Origin of the sequence: Tateyamaria sp. Alg231-49 (genome assembly GCF_900143535.1) — a bacterium.
Lineage (GTDB): Bacteria > Pseudomonadota > Alphaproteobacteria > Rhodobacterales > Rhodobacteraceae > Tateyamaria.
The window spans coordinates 1-18,831 of record NZ_FRFA01000017.1; the positions used below are offsets into that span (position 1 = coordinate 1).

Below are 18,831 nucleotides of genomic sequence, written 5' to 3' on the forward strand. Positions count from 1 at the left end.
GAGAACGGTTGAGCGCGGCTCTTTTGGCCCGGTCTTCAAGTCCTCCACCGTCGCCCGCTTGCGCCACTTTGCAACGGTCTTGGGGTTGATACCCAACTCCTTGCTTAGCTGCGCGAGCGAAGCTTGCGATCGCTGTATTGCAGCTCTGACGGCGTGCGTTGTCGTGGCGCTCCCGTGACGAACTTGTCCCATAATGCTTCCTTCCAAGCCTGAGAAAGGATCGCACCATCAAACCGCGGGATCAAACACCTAATGTCGCTACTACAAGTTTCCACATTTTGTTTCCTTCATCTTGACAACTCCCCGTTAGGCATAGGCTCCAATTTTTGACGTGCTCAACTGGTTGTTCACGAGCGCTTCTGCAAAGGTAACACCAGCTGCAACACCATCGATTACTGGTAGCCCAAATTCCTCGCTGAGCTCCGCCATAAGGGCCGCCATCCCCGCACATCCCAGAACGATTGCTTCTGTATTGTCTTGAGCGATTGAGTCGCGAATTTCAGACCTGATTTTGAACAATGTTGCCGGATCGCCCTCTTCCAGTTTCAGGACGGGAATGTCGGTTGCCCGAACGCTTGCGCATTTCTGGGCCAATCCATAGCGCATTAGGTTGTTTTCCAGACCAGGTACAGAGCGTGAGAGCGTTGTGATGACGCTGAACTTGTTGGCGATCATGCTGGCTGCGTGATAGCCAGCCTCGCCGATGCCTAAAACGGGTACTTTGACCAACGTCCGCACCGCATCAACGCCGGTGTCATCGAAACAGGCGATCACAATCGCATCCACATCGGGATGCCGCGCAACTTCGGCCAGCAGGCCGGGAATGCAGGTCGCGACATCCAGAAAACCCTGAATGCTGGCCGGTCCATCTTGCGAGTTGGTGGCGATGATCTTGGTATCCTGGCGGGCAACGGCCCTTGCAGCAATCGCAATTTTATCCGTCATGGAGCTGGTTGTGTTCGGGTTAACAACTAGGATTTTCATATCAGCTCACACCTCGCCGCCAAGATAGGCGGCCTTGATCCGGTCATCGTGCAGCAATTCCTTGGAGTTACCTTCGATGACAACGTTTCCGGTGGCCATGGCGTAGGCACGGTGCGAAATACTCAGCGCCATGCGGGAGTTCTGTTCCACCAGCAGAACAGACACACCTTCGTCGCGGTTGATCGCAACAATTGAACGGGCAATGTCCTGCACCAGCTTGGGGGCTATCCCAAGACTTGGCTCATCCAGCAGCAACAGTTTGGGCTTTGCCATCAACGCGCGGCCGATCACCATCATTTGTTGTTCACCGCCAGATAGCGTCCCTGCCGCCTGAGAGTAGCGTTCTTTCAGGCGAGGAAAGCGGGTCAGGATGCTATCGAGGGTAAGCTGAATGTCTGCTTTGTCGCTTCGGGTGAAGGCCCCCATCATCAGGTTGTCTTTGACCGACATGAACGGGAACACGCGGCGACCTTCGGGCACCATGGCGATGCCGCGTTTGACGATGTCCGAAGGATCGGCGCCGTCCACGCGCTCGCCTTGGAATGTCACAGAGCCCTTCACAGGCTTTGCCAACCCAGTGATGGAGCGCAAGATTGATGACTTGCCCGCCCCATTAGCCCCGATCAGGGCAACGGTTTCACCTTGGTTCACGTGCAAGGACACACCTTTCAGCGCGTAAACATGATCGTAGTAGAGTTCGACGTCTTTGAAATCCAACATGGCTGTCATGATTTACATCCCGATCTCATCGTCGACGCTGCCAAGATAGGCCTCGATGACTTTTTCATTGTTCTGGATTTCAGACGGCGTGCCCTCGGCGATTTTTTCGCCAAAGTTCAGGACCACAATCCGATCCGAGATATTCATGACGGCAGGCATATCGTGCTCCACCAGCATGACCGTCACGCCGCGTTCATCCCGCACAGAGCGCACCAGATTGACCATATTCATGGTTTCATCATGGTTCATCCCCGCAAATGGTTCGTCTAGCAGCAGCACCTTTGGGTCCGTCGCAAGGCCGATCGCAATGCCAAGCGCGCGCAGGCTGCCCTGCGGCAAATTGCTGGCTTGTTCATTGCTGATCTCGGACATGCCCAGAAAATCCAGCAACTCGTCCGCATATTTTTCAAAGGCGGTCACATCGTCCTTGGCCGTCTTTGACCCCCAAAAATATCCCGCCAGCGAGGCCTTGGCGCGCAGGTGCTGCGCCACCACGACGCTTTCACGCACTGTCATGCTTTTGAAAATCGTGGTTTCCTGAAACGTGCGCACGACGCCTTTGCGCGCCACGATATGCGGCTTGAGGTTCGAAATTCGCTCGCCCTGATAAGTCACTTCGCCAGATGTAGTCGGCGTGAATGATGCAATCATTTTGAACAGCGTGGATTTGCCCGCGCCGTTTGGGCCAATCACTGACAGGATCTCGTTCTCCGCCACGTCGAAGCTGATCGCATTATTGGCGATCAATCCACCGTATTTCTTGGTGACGTCCTTGACCTGAATGAGCGCAGTCATTTGCCACCTCCCTTGCCGAACCGAACACTAAGCAGGCCGTTTGGCAAAAAGCGGATGATAAGGATCAGGAGCGTCGCATAAATCAACATTTGATATTTTCCGAACTCGAACAGAAGGTCCCACCCGAAGTAGAGAACCAGCGTGCCGAGCATGGGACCAAAGACATAGCCCAAGCCTCCGAGGAAACAGTTCAGCATGAAGTCAACTGAGTCCTTTACCACGAAGGTCGCAGGGTAGACCGACTGCGAAATCGACCCGAACATCGCTCCACCAAGGCCACCGAAAAAGCTAGAGATCGCAAAGATCAGGATCCGGATGTAGGTAATGTTCACTCCGATCGAGCTGGCCAGCTCTTCGTTCTGCTGCATGGAACGGCACAAATGCCCCAGACGCGAGTTCACCAATCGGTAGAGCGCCGCATAAGTGATGACCATCAAGATGGTTGCCGTGAAATAGAACGCCATCCTCGAGTTTTCCAAAGTGGAGAAATCAGGAACCAGGGGGATGCCAAAGATCGAGATTGCGCCGGGCAGAGGAATATTGGTGATTCCCTTGGCGCCGTTCGTGATGGGCAAGGCCAGCGCAGTCAACGTCGCCACTTGGGTTAACACCAGCGTGATCATTGCAAAATAGACCCCGCGCAGGCGCAGGATTGGCAGTCCAATCAAAACTGCAATCAATGCAGCGAACAATCCCGCCGCCGGCAGTGATATCCAAAAAGACCAACCAGCCTTGACCACAAGGATCGCAGAGACATAAGCACCGACCAGCGCAAAGGCGCCCTGTCCAATATTGATCCGGCCGATATAGAACGTCAGCCAGACCCCCGCACTTGCAATGGCCAGAAGCGCCACAGAAGTAAGTGTGAAGTAGAAGTCCGATCGGCCTGTGGCTGCGATGAATAGGGGCACGCCCACAAAGACAACGGCCAGAAAGGCGGCAACGCCGAAGATTTGGGTTTTTGAAAAGTTCAACACGCCATCACCCCCACGGTTTGCCCATTAGACCCTGAGGCCGGATAGCGAGGAAAATCATCAGCGATACAAAGATCAGGAGATAGGTGATGTCGCCATATTGCGACAGGTAGGCCAGGCCGAAGGCTTCCATGAAGCCAAGGATAAAGCCGCCCCATATCGCGCCTGAGATGACGCCTGCACCGCCGATCATTACCATCATAAACGCCTTGATCGATGTCGGACCGCCCATGCCAAGGTTGACGCCCGTGATCGTGACCAGCAAGCCGCCCACAAGACCAGCAAGCATTGCGCCAAGCGCGAAACCGATCATCGAATAGCGGTCAACGTTGACGCCCATCAGCTGTGCGGCTGTGCGGTCTTGTGCCAGCGCACGCAGCGCTCGGCCTGTCTTGGAATATTGCATCAAGGCGATAAAGGCGACGATAGAGAGGATTGCGAGAACACAGATCAATATGCGGTCATAGGGCATGATCAGACGGAAATCCCAGTTGAAAACCCCATCGACGATTTTGGGAACACCCCGCTGCTTTTCGCCAAAAATCAACAGGATCAGAGCATCCAGCAGGAATGCGATACCCGCTGCAAGAAGCATCGTGCTTTCTTCCCGCGCAGAGCCTTTGATAACCGGGGCGAACAAGTATCGTTCAATGAGCGCGCCGACAATGGCCAGAGTAATGCAGGACATGAACAGCGCCAGCACAAACGGCACACCCCATTGTCCATAAAATGTATATGTGACGAACCCGCCGATGACATACATCTGCCCGTGGGCAAAGTTGAGCACATTCATAAGGGCGAAAATCAGGGTCAATCCGAGTGCGATCATCGCATACTGAGAGCCCAGATAGACCCCATTGGCCATTACCTGTTCCATGAGCATCTTCTTTCTATGATAAACCTCGACTTAAACGCCGAGCGGAAACTGCTTCCGGAACATGCCGGAAGCAGTGTGTCGTGCGCGGTGATTTAGTCGACGCGTGCGATGAACATCGTTTCGAATGCACCGTCTTGATAGACATTGACCACCAGCGGGACCGCGATCTGACGCTTTTGACCAAAGGAGGTCATGCCCACATATTTCAGCTTTTCATCACCATTCATGTATGGGTTTGGTGCCTCAAAGCCGTCCATTGACGCTTGGAAGGCAGCCACGTCGTCGATGGCTTCCGGCGTGGCTTTGAGTGTTTCAAGGATATACTCAAGCGCGTAGACCTTGGTGTTGGACTCGTCGTTGTATTCACCGAACATGGATGTGTAACGCTCGACGAATTCGTTCATCATCGGTGACGCCAGCTCAGGTGTGGATGCACCACCAACCGAGATAAAGCCATTGGCCAGATCACCGGCACCTTCAGCCAGAACGCCCGCGTCCTGAGCGGTTTCGGTCGAAATCATGCCTTCAAAACCCAACTCGCGCGCTGAGCGAAGCAGCTGTGGTGCGTTGGCAGGGGACACACCAGACAACACGAGCAGGTCAGGGCGCGTGCGCAGGATTGGCGTCAGCACCGGGGTGAAGTCTGTCGTGTCCACTTGGTAAGTGACGTTGTCAGAAACGACTTCGAGGCCCAGTTCTTTTGCTGCGGCCACGCCACTGTCGCGCTGGCTCAGCGGATCAGACTCATTAGCGGCAATGAAAGCAACCGTTTTGACACCTTCGTTGTCCATCAGGTGCTTATAGATCGCGGGACCTGACTGGTAGTTGGCGATCATACCCAGCACAGCGTTTGACGCAGGTGCTGAATACAGTTCTTTCGGAAAAGCATATGGGAAGTACATGATGTCGTTGGCTTCGGCCACCGGACGCACGGCTGCCGCCCCATCGTCAACGTTTGGTCCGACGACGTAGTGAATTCCCTCTTGAGCCATTTTTTCCATGCCCGCGATCGCACGCTTGGGGTCCTTCTGGTCATCAAATGACACAATTTCAATGTCATAGGTCGTGCCGCCGATGGTGTAACCTCCGGTCTCATTAATCCAAGCCGCACGCGCTTCCATCGACCGTTGATTGGAAATTCCCCACGCCGCAGCAGGGCCGCTGGTCACGCCAACAAACCCAATTTTCAAAACTGGGTTCTCAGCGAAGGCAGCAGTTGCGCCAAACGCTGTCAGTGTTGCCGCCGTTAAAGCCGCTTTCACTAGTGATCTTCGTTGCATTTCTTAACTCCCGTTGATTCAGATTTCGACGCGTTTCGCGCCATTCTTGGCCGGCAGTTAGATGGAATCCCCATGCATGCCGCATCATCAGTTCACGATTGTTAACAATCCTTGTCAACGTTTTTTACATTTTGGTCGACAAATTCTAAAGCTTGGCCGTACACTGATTGAAGTTTAAGTGTTTACGTCCAACCCAAGTCGGAAAATCCGTCAATCTTGAAAGTCATCTTGTGTCGTCCAACCCGCAGCAAAGCAGAATAGCTACATCGGACCCAAAGTCGGGATCAGATGAAAACACCATTGTTGAACGTATCTACAAGGCCGTCATGGAACAACGTTTGGCCCCGAATACCAAACTGAGTGAGGCGCGCCTGTGTGAGACATTCGGTGTCGGTCGCATGCGCGTTCGGCGCGCACTGCTTCTGCTCTCAAGTCAGGGCATCATTGAGCTTCAGTCAAATCGAGGTGCTTATGTCGCCTGCCCCGACAAGTCCGAGGCGAACGATGTATTCGCGGCCCGGATGTTGATTGAGCCACCACTCGTACGGCAACTAGCTCAGAACTCGGATGATTGTAATCTGGAACTCCTCATAAACCACATTGCTCTCGAGGATGCGGCCCGCGAGAAAAAAGAACGTACTGAAATTATTCGACTTTCAGGTGAGTTTCACACAAAAATCGCCCAAGCGTCCGGAAACAAATTCATTTTCCGTATGATGCGCGAATTGGTCACGCGGACGTCACTCATAGTCGGCCTCTTCGGATCATCAGAAAACGCCAGTTGCCCAGATGATGAACACAGCAACATCCTGAAGGCGATCCAGTCCCATAACCCGGAACTCGCCGAGCAGTTACTCATATCTCATCTCAACCACATTCAAAGCGGTCTCGATATGGAAGCGCGCCAGGAGGCCCCGGATGACTTGGCAACTATTCTTGGATCGGATTGATCAAGGTTGACTGCGAATTTCAGTAGCGCAGAACAGTTTGATGCGCCCAGGGGGTGCTGTCAGACGAATTCGAACCAGTCTCAGTTTTCCTCGGAATACGTGAACCTATCCGGAACAAAGCTGACGCCACTCGGAGAGAGCAGCGCTTCGGCCCAGTTTGAAATTGTCTCGTGAGTAAAGATGTCGCTCCTGATTGAAGTGGTTATGGACCGAAGAATGAACGGCGGCGAATTTCTGCAAACATCGCATTTGCCTGAAGCGGAGCATCGCCCGTTCTCGTCGTCGAAACGGCAGGTGAGAATTCTCAGCACGATTGTTCAACCAGCGACCCGTTTCCTGTTTCGTTACGTTTCCAATGTCCTTCATCGCAGCACCGTAGGATCGGAGTTTGTCCGTAACGATAACTTCTGGGCTGCCGTATCGTTTCATTGATTTCCTGAGGAATTTCAACGCAGCTTTGCGGTCCCGACGCTTAGTAACATAGCTTTCCAGCACTTCGCCTTCGTGGTCCACAGCACGCCACAGGTAATGCGTATCGCCGTTGATCTTCACGAATACCTCGTCCATGTGCCACTGCCAGTTCGAATAGGATCGCATACGGCTGACCCTGTTTCTGCGGATTTCGGCGGCGAACATCGGGCCAAATCTATTCCACCAGAACCGAACCGTTTCGTGGCTGATTTCAATGCCCCGTTCATGTAGCAGGTCTTCAACGTTGCGAAGAGACAGAGGAAATCGAACGTACATCATTACCGCCAGGCGGATGATCTCAGGGCTGGTTTTGAAGTAGCGAAAAGGGTTGGGTTTTGTCATCCGACAACGCTAGGTGACCGCCCCGCCCGCCTCAAGCCGATTTGCTCTGACAATGCCTCACGGCTCGTTTTGAAATAGCGAAATGGATCAGGTTTGTTCATCCAACGAGGCTACGAAACCACCCTGCCCGTCTCAAGCTAATTTGCTCTGACAGTACCCCACCGTCGCCTTCGCGTTGTGTTTCAAGAAAGGCTTAGGGTGGTCTGACCAGAAATCCGCCCTAATACCAATGCGCTGAGAAGGCCGTTGCCGGACAAATACCCACTGTCGCTGCTTCCAGACACACCGCAGGCTGCACCCCCACCAGCGAACAACGTGTTAAAAAGCGAACCGTCAGTTCTCAGAACTTGCCCGAATTGGTTCACGCGCAATCCACCTTGCGTATGAAACAGCGCGCCCGTAACCCGCACGCCATAAAAGGGCTGGGCAAGCGGCGTTTCTTTGAAGCTCCGACCGAACGCGTCAAGCGCTCCAAGCGGAAGGCTCGACAGCGTTTCGCATAACTCCCTCGCGGGTAAGCCCAAAATATCTGCTAAACCTTCAATACTCTCACTTTTTTTTACGGCACCTACGGCCTCGGCGCGCTTAAAGTCTTCGAATTGCCGCGCGATCGCGGCGATACGGTCATCAAATATTGCGAAGGCTTCGCCACCGGGCTGGGCTAGCACTGCGCGGGCGGCTTCGGAATATCCCTGGGCTTCATTCCAAAAACGGTGCCCATCTCGGTTAACTTGAAATCCGCCCTCAGTGATGACCGCCCAAGTGATCAAAATCCCATGCGGATGGGCCACATTTCCGTGCCCTTGATACGCGCCTAGATGCTCCGTCTGTGCCCCAATAAGTTCGGCCCAAAGAACGGCCTCTCCACGATTGCCATCATGCCCAAACCAAAGGGCATCTTCGATCTCTGGCATGTGTTGCGCCACCAGATCGCGATTACCGCCGAAGCCATTGCACGCAAGGATGAGCCGCCCGCAACCGATAGTCTCGACCCCACCATCGGGGCGTGTGACGCGAACACCAGTGATTTCGCGGTTGTCATAAAACAACGCCTGCGCGCGCCTCTCGCAGATGATATATATCTCAAGCACTTCACAACGCGTGCGTAAGGCGTCGATGAGTTCCGCGCCTGAGCGTGTGGGAAGCCCGTGCATACGGCGGCGCGAATGACCCGGATAATCGAAATCGGACACAACCGAAAACGGTAGGCCGTGTGTGTCAGTCAGCCAATCAATAACCTCGGCAGCATGGCCTGCCATCAGATCGACCAACCTTTGATCGTTCTCACCCTTTGCTTTGGCCTGAATGTCCTGCGCGAATAAGCCCGCGCTATCCTCGATACCCGCAGCACATTGGACATTGGTGCCTGCTGCCGGGATCAATCCGGCCGACAACGCAGTTGATCCGCTTGGCACCGCATCGGCTTCGATTAACAGAACCTGCTGGCCTGCTTCATGAGCCGACAAAGCCGCGACCATGCCGCAGGCTCCCGCGCCGATAATCAGGGTTTCGCAGGTGATGTCATAACTGTCTGGCGGGGGCAGAACCTCAGTCTTTTGTGCCATATCGCACCCCAAGTTCGAGCTGCTCTTTCGTACCGATCACATCGTTCAATCCGCCAAAATCAAACATGCGGTCGGCAAATTGTTTGTTGGAGCCATTTGCATGCAGGCTTTGATAATAGTCCCGCGCCGTGCGCGCCAAAGCCCGAACAATTCCACCCGGGAAAATCACGATTGAGAAGCCTCGCTGTTCAAGATCGCCTGCTCCCGTGATCGGTGTCGAGCCACCTTCGACCATATTGGCCAAGAGCGGAATGCGGTCCGCGAATTGAGCGCCGATTGCTACCAGCTGCTCGCGCGTCTGTGGCGCCTCGACGAAAAGGATGTCTGCTCCAGCTTCGACATAAGCCTCAGCGCGATCCAAAGCGGCCGAGAAGCCTTCAACGGCGATGGCATCCGTGCGGGCGACGATCAGCGTCTCATCGCTGGCGCGGGCATCGGCCATAGCAGCGATCTTCCCGGCCATCTCTGTGGTGGAGATCAGAGACTTGTCGGCAAGGTGGCCGCAGCGTTTGGGATAAGTTTGATCCTCTAATTGCAACGCAGATGCACCCGCACGCTCATAAACACGCATGGTCCGTTGCGCATTCAACGCGTTGCCAAAACCGGTGTCCGCATCAATGATTACAGGCAAAGGCGTTCGGTCCGCGATCAGCGCCATGGTGTCCGCCATCTCACTGGCAGTGCTGAGCCCAATGTCGGGTCGTCCAAGGCGGGTATAGGCAACTGCAGCGCCACTAAGATACAAAGCCTCAAACCCTGCATCGGTCGCCAGGGCTGCGGTCAGGCCATCGTAGACCCCCGGTGCCACGAGTATTTCGTTCTTTTGAAGCCGCCCTTTCAGGCTCATGTCGAACCCTCCAGCCATTTTTGCGCATCGGCACAGATCATCTGATGCGTGACCGTTCCCAGAGACAGAAGCGTGGCATCATGTACATCTTGCTTGAAGGCCGCGCACCCATCGCTCAGCATAACAGTCTCAATGTTGCGCAGATGTGCGTCGCGCAGGGTTGAAGCCACACCACCGTTGGTAACGATCCCACCGACGATAAGGTGATCTATTCCAACCGCGCGCATGATATATTCCAACCGTGTTTGATAGAAGGCGGAATAGGCGACCTTCTCGATCACGAAATCTGCTGGATGCAGGGTGTCTACAACCGTGTGGCCGAACGATCCCGGGGCGAAATCCCCTTTGCCAAGGAACGGACGAAGCTCTTTAAGGTGCGGTGCGATCAATGGCGTCCCGTCGCGGTCCGGCACCAACGTGAATTGAGCTGAGAAGTATCGCCCCCCCTTCGCGTGAAGTGCTGCAACAAGCGGGGCCACGCGACTGGGCAAAGCCGCAATCGACGCCGCTGATCGGCCCGCGCGTCCGTAGGCCCCTTCGGGATGGATAAAGTCGTTTTGCAAATCAATGGTCAACAACGCTGTGCGGGATAGGTCCCATGTCTTTGGATCGCTCATGACGTGGCCTTCTGAGGTTCAATGATAGTGTTGCCAAATGCGTCTATGCGACCTTGCAAATCAGGTTCGATCAGCACTGTGGTATCGGGTTGCGTTAGAATTGCAGGGCCTTTGATTACGGCGCCGACAGGTAAGGACAGCCGGTCATAGATGGCCGTGTCGTGCCACTGGTTGCCGAAATGGACGGGTCGCGTCGAAGTGGGTGTAACATCGCCTCGCGACGTCGGAGCCAAGGTCGCCAAGTCGAACTTGGGGCGTTTGCCGGTCACGGCGCTGCGCAGGTTCAGAATGCGTCGCACGCCGCCGTTTAACAGCCGCCCAAAGGTTGCCTGATAGGCCGTATCAAACGCCCGTTCGATCTGCGCTTTTGTAGGTGACGTGACGGTGCCGCCTGTTACCGTGACATCAATAGGAACCGAGACCGTATGGGTTTGGCCGATATAGGCCATGTCCAACTCAAAGCTCAAAACACGACTGTCGAACTTCGTTCGCGAGGTTTCAAGCAAGGCCATACCCTGATCGACATGCGACTGCATAAACTCTGCAAGCGCACCCTCGTCCAACGTGCCGACTAGCGTATTAATGGTCTGCACAAAGTCCTGCCGCATATCCGCAATCACGCAGCCCATAGCCGAGGTAACGCCAGGGTAGCGTGGCACAATCGCGCGAGAAATGCCTGTTTCCGCGAGCATGGCTCCGGCATGCAGCGCCCCCCCGCCCCCAAAGGGCATGAAGGCAAACCGTTTCGGATCAAACCCGCGCTCGATCCCGACAAGTCGGATCGCCCCTGCCATGCGGCTGTTTGCAACCGTCAAAATTGCCTCTGCAGCCTCCAATGTCGTCAGTTCCAAGAGTTTTCCGACGTGTTTATCAATTGCTTTCGATGCCGCTTCGACATCAAGGCGTTCCAGCTTGCCCCCGATAGGATTGTCCGGATCAATGCGGCCCAACACGACATTGGCGTCAGTCACAGTCGGGCGGTCATTACCAAGCCCATAGGCGACCGGGCCGGGGTTTGAGCCCGCACTTTCCGGCCCAATGTTCAGCAAACCGCCCTTGTCGACCCACGCAATAGAGCCTCCACCCGCGCCAATTGTTGTGATCTCGATCATCGGCGTGCGAACAACCATGCCGAAATCGATCGAGGTTTGGGGCGACAGAATTGATTGGCCATCATGGATCAGAGAGACGTCAAAGCTTGTCCCGCCCATGTCCCCTGTGATGACGTTGTCAAATCCTGCCGACCCGGCAATGTATCCAGCCGCAATCACGCCCGCCGCTGGTCCAGACAAAGCGGTGCGCACTGGCAGCTGGCAAGCCGTGTCAACCGCCATCACGCCACCATTGGACTGGACGATCATAAATTCGCCGTCAAACCCACCGTCGCGCAGCGCCGATTCCAACCGGCCCAGATACCCTGATATTTCCGGCTGCAAATAGGCATTCAAGGCGGTCGTCGAAAACCGCTCAAACTCGCGAATTTCGGGCAAGATTTCGTGGCTTGCCGAGACGTGCGCGTTTGGCCAAACTTCCCGCACCACAGAAACGGCTGCCGCTTCGTTCGCAGGATTGGCATAGGCGTTGGCAAACAAGATGGCCACCGCCTCGCAACCATCGTCTTGCAACCGTTTGGCCGCAGCACGCACGGCATCCAGGTCAACCTGCGTGCGGATGGAGCCGTCTGCCAATGTACGCTCTGGCACCTCAAGTCGATTGCGCCGGTCGACAACGGGATCAAAATCTCCGCGCAGACCCCAAGTCCGAGGCCTATCACGCCGCCGCATTTCAAGCACATCGCGCAAGCCTTCGGTGCAGATAACCCCCGTTTTCGCGCCCTTGCGTTCTAACAATGCGTTTGTGCCAGCCGTCGTGCCATGCACAACGACCGAGACTTCCGAAAAATCGTCCACCTCGCGGCCGATCCCGTCGAGAAAACCACCCGACTGATCTGGCCGCGTCGTCGGCACCTTGGCCACTGTCGCCGTGCCGTCCGTTTCGTTCAAAACAAAAACATCCGTGAATGTGCCGCCCACATCAACACCGATCATACGTTTGCTCATAATGCCACCTCGCGCCATGCAGTGCCGTAGGTTTGATCCGCAGCCTCTGAACTCACCAATCCCCGCGCGACGTCCCGCGCAATGTCAGCAGCTGCGCGGGCTCCAACCGGGCCATACCCGCCACCGCCGGGTGTTTCCAAGCGCACCGCCTGGCCTTGTCGTAGCTTTATCCCGCGCATCTTTGAAACGAGCGGCGGGTTTTCCCAACCCGCGTATTGTTCATAGGAAAAGACGTTCATAGCACCATCCCCCCCCTCCGCGATGCCTTTCGGGGCGAACCGCCCCCGTTCCCCGAACAGGAAAGCTTCCGCGCCGTTTTCCTCCAAAACCTCAATCTCATAGATTGCACCGACACCGCCCCGATGTGCGCCATGCCCACCACTGTCAGGCCGCAACCCCCAAGTGCGGAACATCACAGGATAGGCCGCCTCAAGTATCTCCATTGGTGGGATTGTCGCCGTAGAAATCGGCGCATTGCCGTGGTTCAGGCCGTCACTCTCGACCGATCCACCATGCCCGCCACCATAGAAACTAAACATCACCCAAGGCTGACCGTTCGCACGTTTGCCTGCGATAGAAAGCGCGTTGATCGTGCCGTAAGCATTGGCCACAACACGGGTCGGCGCTGCTTTGGCAAAGGCCGAAAACACCACATCAATCATGCGTAAAATCGTTTCGGTATACCCGCCAGTTGGCGCCGGAAATTCCGCCGAGAGCAACGAACCTTCGGGCACAATTACGTCAATCGGGCGCATGACGCCTGCGTTCGCGGGCAAGGTCGGGAAAATGTGTTTGACTGCCACATAAGCCGTCGCAACCGTTGTCGGCAACGCGATATTCACGGGGCCTGCACATTGCGGGGCCGAGCCGGTGAAATCGAGCGTCATCTGATCGTCTTTGATCTCCAAGGCGACTTTGATCGACAGCGGTTCATCCACGATCCCGTCATTGTCGAGAAAATCCTCGGCCTCCCACCGACCATCTGGCAGGTCTTGCAACTCTGATCGCATCAACGCCTCGGCTCTGTGACCAAGCGCATCAAGCGCAGATGCGACGGTCTGGCCTCCGTATTCATCCAGCAATTCGTCCATCCGTTTGATCCCCAGATCTAGCGCTCCAAGCTGGCCATTCAGATCGCCCATCGCCGATTGCGGCAGACGCGTGTTCCGCAGCAGAATATCAATGATGTCCTGATTGATTTCACCGGCCCGCGCCAGTTTGACGGGGGGCAGCACAAACGCCTCTTGAAAAACATCTGTAGCGGCGGGGTTGTAGTTGCCCGGCACCGCGCCGCCCACATCGTGCCAGTGCCCGACCGAAGCCAGGTAGCAAAACAGTTTTCCATCGCGGTAATAGGGTCGAACCAACCTCATGTCGCTAAGATGCGTTCCCCCGATATGCGCGTCGTTGAAAATGTAGATATCCCCATCGGCCAGATCGCCATCCTTCGCCGCCTTCCCAATGACGGCTTGAACGGCAAAAGACATAACGCCCACAAAAATCGGCAGACCAGATTTGCCCTGAACCAGCGTGTCGCCGGATGTTGCGTGATAGAGCCCATGGCTCGCGTCATGCGCTTCTGCGATGATTGGATTGAAGGCCGCGCGAAACAGTGTCGCGTCCATCTCATCAGCAATTTGCTCCATCCGCCCAGCGAGAACGGACAAGGTTATCGGATCAATATCCGTCATGCGTTGGCCCTTGTTTCAGCGATGTCATTCCAGACATCTTGTTTGGTGAGTGTTTGACCCACGACTTCAAAACGATCAATGAACCTGATGCCATCAAAAGTGGTTCCATTTGGCCATTCGCCCGAAAGCGTGCCGTGACAATAGACGATGGCCGCACAACCCGCACTTTGCATGGTGTCGAAGCCATCATAGGTTTTGGTGACAAATTTATATCGGGGCGCCGCCCAGTCGATCAGCTGCTGCAACTGATGCATAGGCCCCGTGCCCGGGAATTTCATAACAAACCCGTTGGCAAGGAAGCCTTGCGCAAGATCGATGTCTCGCGCCTCCATCGCTGAAAGGAAAGACCGCACCAAAACCGCCGGATCAGGCTTGGCGGGTGCGGATGTGCGTGTTGTTCGGCCACGGTAGTAATTCTCGGACGGCATGTCATGGATCATCACCGTCACCAATTCTGGTGTGGCAGGAACAACAAGGCGCACGGCATCTGTGAGCGCCTCGCCCAAGCGCCGCTTTGCGTCTTCATCATAGCCCTCCAAGACGTGCATCTCAACAATCGGCATGTGACCCTCCCAAACGCATTTGTCTGCTTCATAATACAACTTGTGTATTTTCGTTAAGTCAACTTTTTCCTTGCAAAACGACGGCCGGTTGGTTTTCTTTATATCAGCGGCACCGTTCAGGTGACGTTTGGGAAGGACATTCAGCGTTGGAAGTCACCGGTTCAACCACTTTGCCAGAGGGCGCAAAAGCACGCCGCGTGTACCTGTCTCTGCACGATCAGATCTCAGACGGAAGGTTGTGCGATGGAGAAACTTTGCCCGGGGAACAAAGGTTGGCTGAGACCTACTCTGTATCACGCGTCACCGTGCGCCGGGCCTTGGACGCGTTGAATGAAGCTGGTCTTATCGAGAAGCGTGTTGGCAGTGGAACGACAGTGCGCAGCAAGTCTTTGGCCGAAAAACGTGCGGCAATGAACTTCAACACGTTGATGCCGCAACTGGTTGAGATGGGACAATCGACGACGGCACGGCTCTTGTCGTTCTCCTACAGCCTACCGCCGGACTACGTGGCACATGCGATGGGGCTGGACCCTTCAGACAAAGCGCAAATAGCGACCCGTGTGCGATTGGCCGACGGGGTTCCGTTCTCACACCTCACGACCTATGTGCCGACGCGCATCGCGCAGAACTATTCGGAAAATGACCTGGCAACGACGCCGCTCTTCAAGCTTTTGGAACGCAGCGGGGTGCAAATCGACGCCGCGCACCAATCAGTGTCAGCCAGCCTCGCCGGACCGGAAGTGGCTGAAGCTTTGAGCATCGCCGAGGGGTCCGCTCTACTGTCTCTAAAGCGTGTGGTGCGCGATGTGGATGGTAACGGCGTTGAATACCTGTCCGGGCTATATCGCCCTGATATGTTCAGCTTAGAGATGCCACTTGCCCGCGTTGGGGATGGTGTTGGGCGCCACTGGGAACCCGCCATCGGGCAGACCGATCAAGACCTGCAAGAGCAATCCCGCTCATGAGCAAACCGCAAACCCTTCTTGATAAGCTCTGGTCAGCGCACGAAATTCTCAAGCGCAAAGACGGTGTGTCTCTTTTGTGGGTAGACCGACATCTCGTGCATGAGGGCTCTCACCACGCATTTGCCAACATCACCGCGCGCGGGGCATCCGTTTCGCACCCAGACAAAACCTTTGCCGTCGTCGATCACTACGCGCCAACACGGGATCGGGCGCACATTGCGGATCCGCAGATCGCAAGGATGATTGACACACTACGCCGAAATGCCGGAGAGCATAAGCTTCGTTTATTCGACCTGCATGACCCGGCACAGGGTATTGTGCATGTTGTCGGACCAGAACAGGGCCTGACCTTGCCCGGGCTTTTGATCAACTGCGGCGACAGCCACACCTCGACCCATGGTGCGTTCGGGGCTTTGGCGTTTGGCATCGGCGCAACCGAAGTGGCGCATATATTGGCCACGCAAACAATCTGGCAGAAAAAGCCTAAAGCGATGCGGATTACGGTCGACGGAGACCTCGGAGCAGGTGTCACTGCGAAGGACATCGCGCTCAATTGGATTGCCCAGCTGGGAGCAGGTAGCGCGCAGGGTCATGCGGTGGAATACGCCGGCAGCGCAATTAGCGCCTTGTCGATGGAGGGCCGTATGACACTGTGCAATCTGTCCATCGAGGGCGGCGCGCGTTTCGGGATGATCGCTCCGGACGAGGTCACCAAGGCCTATGTCAAAGATCGCGCTTATGCGCCAAAAGGCGATGATTGGGCAGCCGCTGTGAAAGCGTGGGACGCACTGACATCCGACCAAGACGCCGCGTTTGAGATTGATGTCCACCTAGATGCCGCAGAAATCGCGCCCACTGTCACATGGGGAACCAGCCCCGAGCAGGCCTTGCCCATAGATGCCACCCTTCCTAACCCTGCAGAGATGGGCAAACAAATGGCTGAGACGGCGTCTGAGGCGCTCGCTTATATGGGGTTAACTGCTGGACAAAGCCTTGCAGGGACACCGGTTGATCAGGTTTTCATCGGGTCTTGTACCAACGGCCGGATTGAAGATTTGCGCGCCGCCGCCGCAGTGATGGCGGGCCGCCGCGCCAAAGTGCCGGGACTGGTATCACCAGGGTCACAAATGATCAAAACGCAGGCTGAACAAGAGGGTCTAGACAAAGTCTTCACCGATGCTGGGCTTGAATGGGCTGCGTCCGGTTGCTCTATGTGCGTCGGAATGAACGGAGATCTTGTGGGCAGTGGCAAGCGTTGTGCCTCCTCGACCAACCGCAATTTCAAAGGCCGTCAGGGACGCGGGTCTCGCACCCATTTAATGTCACCTGTGATGGTGGCGGCGGCTGCGGTCACCGGCCGGATTTGTGACGTGCGCCCGATGCTGCAAGAGCGATACATCTGATGGCGGGGTGGCACAGACATGATGGGCTGGCAGCGGCATTGCCGCTTGCAAATGTGGATACGGATCAATTGATCCCAGCCCGTTTCATGTCGGTGCCGCGCTCGGAAGGGTATGCCGACTACCTTTTGCACGACGTTCGCAGAGACGACACCGGAGCGTTGCGCTCTGATTTCAACTTAAACAACACACCGCAAGCAAGTGTTCTCATAGCTGGTGCAAATTTTGGCGGTGGTTCATCGCGGGAGGCGGCGGTTTATGCGCTTGTCGATGCTGGGTTCCGCGCCGTGTTCTCGCCAAGTTTCGGCGACATTTTCGCAAGCAATGCTATTAATAACAGCCTGTTACCTGCGCGCATTGACGACGAGACGTATACGGCGTTGCTGGCTCTGGTTGGTCAATCAACATGTCCTGTCCGGATTGATCTAAAAGCCGGGCGTGCCACGTTTGACAACAAGGTTGTAGACTTCGCGCTTGACGACACATGGCGCACGAAACTCATCAACGGATGGGACGACATCGATCTAACGCAACAACATGCCCCGGAGATCGCGAAATTTGGAGATATTTACGCTCAAGCAGCGCCGTGGGCAGCCCCTCGGTACCTGATTGAAACACGCAGCATCTGCTGCACAAACCGACATCTGGGAGGTGTCATACAAAAAGGGCGAAAGGTCTAATTTCGCTTACATCAAATGGGAGAACATCAAATGAAGATGACTATATTGGGCGGGATTCTCGCCAGCTCGACATTGGTAGCAAACGTCGCGCACTCCGAAGAGACGATCTCGGCGGTCCACGCATTTCCTGAAAGCTTGATCTACACAAAAAGCTTTTTGTCGTTTGTCGACAAAGTAAACGAGGCTGGTGAGGGTATTGTACAGATTGACGTGCGCGGCGGACCAGAAGCTATCGGCATGTTCCAGCAGCCAGATGCCGTACGCGATGGTATCGTTGACATGGTTTACACGCCTGGCTCGTTCTATGGGGGTGCACTTCCAGAAAAAGACGCGATGGTTGCGTCAAACTTGACGGCTGTAGAGACCCGTATGAACGGTGGCATTGAGCTGATCGACCAAATCCACCAAGAGAAGATGGGATTGAAATATCTCGGCTGGTTCGACAGTGGCGTATGTTACAACCTTTGGACGCGGAACGAGCCGACATTTGATGCTGAGGGCAACCTTGAGGTCGACGGCCTCAAACTGCGCGGCAACAACGTCTATAACGCCTTCTTCACCAACTACCTGAACGCGCAAGTCATCGACCTACCAACCGGCGAGGTTTATTCAGCGCTGCAACGCGGTGTGGTGGATGCAACGGGCTGGACACAAATTGGTCTGATCGATCTGAAATGGAACGAATTCCTGAACTACCGGATCGAGCCTTGTTTCTTCTCAACTGACCTTGGTGTGATCGTGAACAACGAGAAATGGGATTCACTGTCTGACGAGGCCCGTAAGATCGTTCAAGACGTGGCCATTCAACACGAGAAAGACAGCGTCGCCGCATTGCGCGCCAAGCGCGACGAAGACTTTGAAGCGTTGGATGCGGCTGGCATGAAAGTTGTATCCCTCGAAGGCGACGCCAAGGCGAAATACCTCGCCGCTGCCCGTGAAAAAACATGGGAACGTATGAAATCCGTGATGTCCGAGCAACCGGGCGGCACAGACAACTACGATCGCCTGCTAGAGCTCTTCTACGATCTCAACGCAGCCAAATGAAATGTG

General features: G+C 55.4%; 18 protein-coding genes and 1 pseudogene. 5 read left to right on the forward strand and 14 right to left on the reverse strand.

Features of this window, described 5'->3' with window-relative positions:
• The 7 genes and pseudogenes from DHN60_RS18410 to DHN60_RS18440 form a co-directional block, all read right to left on the reverse strand.
• Positions 1–192, reverse strand: a pseudogene (locus DHN60_RS18410) (IS481 family transposase); the annotation flags it as partial.
• A gap of 114 nt (positions 193–306) precedes the next feature.
• Positions 307–984, reverse strand: a complete 678-nt coding sequence (locus DHN60_RS18415) for an aspartate/glutamate racemase family protein (RefSeq protein WP_108838789.1) — start codon at positions 982–984, stop codon at positions 307–309.
• A gap of 6 nt (positions 985–990) precedes the next feature.
• Entirely contained in the window at positions 991–1,713 is a 723-nt protein-coding gene (locus DHN60_RS18420; protein ID WP_108838790.1) for an ABC transporter ATP-binding protein, read from the reverse strand.
• 3 nt (positions 1,714–1,716) lie between these two features.
• The gene (locus DHN60_RS18425; RefSeq protein ID WP_108838791.1) at positions 1,717–2,499 is read right to left on the reverse strand and encodes an ABC transporter ATP-binding protein; all 783 of its coding nucleotides are present in this window, start codon (positions 2,497–2,499) and stop codon (positions 1,717–1,719) included.
• Positions 2,496–3,473: a branched-chain amino acid ABC transporter permease gene (locus DHN60_RS18430; protein WP_108838864.1), complete on the reverse strand. Its 978-nt coding sequence runs from the start codon at positions 3,471–3,473 to the stop codon at positions 2,496–2,498. The genes DHN60_RS18425 and DHN60_RS18430 overlap by 4 nt, the downstream gene beginning before the upstream one ends.
• A gap of 7 nt (positions 3,474–3,480) precedes the next feature.
• Positions 3,481–4,350, reverse strand: coding sequence for a branched-chain amino acid ABC transporter permease (locus DHN60_RS18435; RefSeq protein ID WP_108838792.1), 870 nt, complete (start codon positions 4,348–4,350; stop codon positions 3,481–3,483).
• A gap of 92 nt (positions 4,351–4,442) precedes the next feature.
• Positions 4,443–5,630: an ABC transporter substrate-binding protein gene (locus DHN60_RS18440; RefSeq protein WP_108838793.1), complete on the reverse strand. Its 1,188-nt coding sequence runs from the start codon at positions 5,628–5,630 to the stop codon at positions 4,443–4,445.
• 230 nt (positions 5,631–5,860) lie between these two features.
• On the opposite strand from DHN60_RS18440, the gene DHN60_RS18445 reads away from it, so the two are divergent.
• Positions 5,861–6,580 carry a GntR family transcriptional regulator gene (locus DHN60_RS18445; RefSeq protein ID WP_108838794.1) on the forward strand — a complete coding sequence of 240 codons (720 nt, stop codon included), beginning with the start codon at positions 5,861–5,863 and terminating at the stop codon, positions 6,578–6,580.
• A 105-nt stretch (positions 6,581–6,685) separates the two neighbouring features.
• Here DHN60_RS18445 and DHN60_RS18450 read toward each other — a convergent pair whose 3' ends face one another.
• The 7 genes from DHN60_RS18450 to DHN60_RS18480 all read right to left on the reverse strand — a co-directional run bounded on the left by DHN60_RS18450 (position 6,686) and on the right by DHN60_RS18480 (position 14,736).
• Positions 6,686–7,393 (reverse strand): IS6 family transposase, encoded by a 708-nt coding sequence (locus tag DHN60_RS18450; RefSeq protein WP_108838795.1) that lies wholly within the window; start codon positions 7,391–7,393, stop codon positions 6,686–6,688.
• 182 nt (positions 7,394–7,575) lie between these two features.
• Positions 7,576–8,958: an FAD-binding protein gene (locus DHN60_RS18455; RefSeq protein WP_108838796.1), complete on the reverse strand. Its 1,383-nt coding sequence runs from the start codon at positions 8,956–8,958 to the stop codon at positions 7,576–7,578.
• Entirely contained in the window at positions 8,942–9,805 is an 864-nt protein-coding gene (locus tag DHN60_RS18460; protein WP_108838797.1) for an oxaloacetate decarboxylase, read from the reverse strand. The genes DHN60_RS18455 and DHN60_RS18460 overlap by 17 nt, the downstream gene beginning before the upstream one ends.
• Positions 9,802–10,422: a cysteine hydrolase family protein gene (locus DHN60_RS18465; RefSeq protein WP_108838798.1), complete on the reverse strand. Its 621-nt coding sequence runs from the start codon at positions 10,420–10,422 to the stop codon at positions 9,802–9,804. Before DHN60_RS18465 ends, DHN60_RS18460 begins: the two co-directional genes overlap by 4 nt.
• Positions 10,419–12,482, reverse strand: a complete 2,064-nt coding sequence (locus DHN60_RS18470) for a hydantoinase/oxoprolinase family protein (protein ID WP_108838799.1) — start codon at positions 12,480–12,482, stop codon at positions 10,419–10,421. Before DHN60_RS18470 ends, DHN60_RS18465 begins: the two co-directional genes overlap by 4 nt.
• Positions 12,479–14,173: a hydantoinase B/oxoprolinase family protein gene (locus tag DHN60_RS18475; protein ID WP_108838800.1), complete on the reverse strand. Its 1,695-nt coding sequence runs from the start codon at positions 14,171–14,173 to the stop codon at positions 12,479–12,481. The genes DHN60_RS18470 and DHN60_RS18475 overlap by 4 nt, the downstream gene beginning before the upstream one ends.
• A complete protein-coding gene (locus DHN60_RS18480) occupies positions 14,170–14,736 on the reverse strand; it encodes a tautomerase family protein (RefSeq protein ID WP_108838801.1) in 567 nt (188 codons plus the stop codon). Before DHN60_RS18480 ends, DHN60_RS18475 begins: the two co-directional genes overlap by 4 nt.
• A gap of 170 nt (positions 14,737–14,906) precedes the next feature.
• Between DHN60_RS18480 and DHN60_RS18485 the strand changes: the two genes are divergently transcribed.
• From DHN60_RS18485 to dctP, 4 genes are read left to right on the forward strand one after another with little or no spacing between them, the layout of a single operon-like run.
• Entirely contained in the window at positions 14,907–15,701 is a 795-nt protein-coding gene (locus tag DHN60_RS18485; RefSeq protein ID WP_199913700.1) for a GntR family transcriptional regulator, read from the forward strand.
• Positions 15,698–17,104: a 3-isopropylmalate dehydratase large subunit gene (gene leuC / locus DHN60_RS18490; protein WP_108838803.1), complete on the forward strand. Its 1,407-nt coding sequence runs from the start codon at positions 15,698–15,700 to the stop codon at positions 17,102–17,104. Before DHN60_RS18485 ends, leuC begins: the two co-directional genes overlap by 4 nt.
• Positions 17,104–17,781 (forward strand): 3-isopropylmalate dehydratase small subunit, encoded by a 678-nt coding sequence (gene leuD / locus DHN60_RS18495; RefSeq protein WP_108838804.1) that lies wholly within the window; start codon positions 17,104–17,106, stop codon positions 17,779–17,781. Before leuC ends, leuD begins: the two co-directional genes overlap by 1 nt.
• A 30-nt stretch (positions 17,782–17,811) precedes the next feature.
• The gene (gene dctP / locus DHN60_RS18500) at positions 17,812–18,825 is read left to right on the forward strand and encodes a TRAP transporter substrate-binding protein DctP (RefSeq protein WP_108838865.1); all 1,014 of its coding nucleotides are present in this window, start codon (positions 17,812–17,814) and stop codon (positions 18,823–18,825) included.
• Positions 18,826–18,831: the final 6 nt, after the last annotated feature.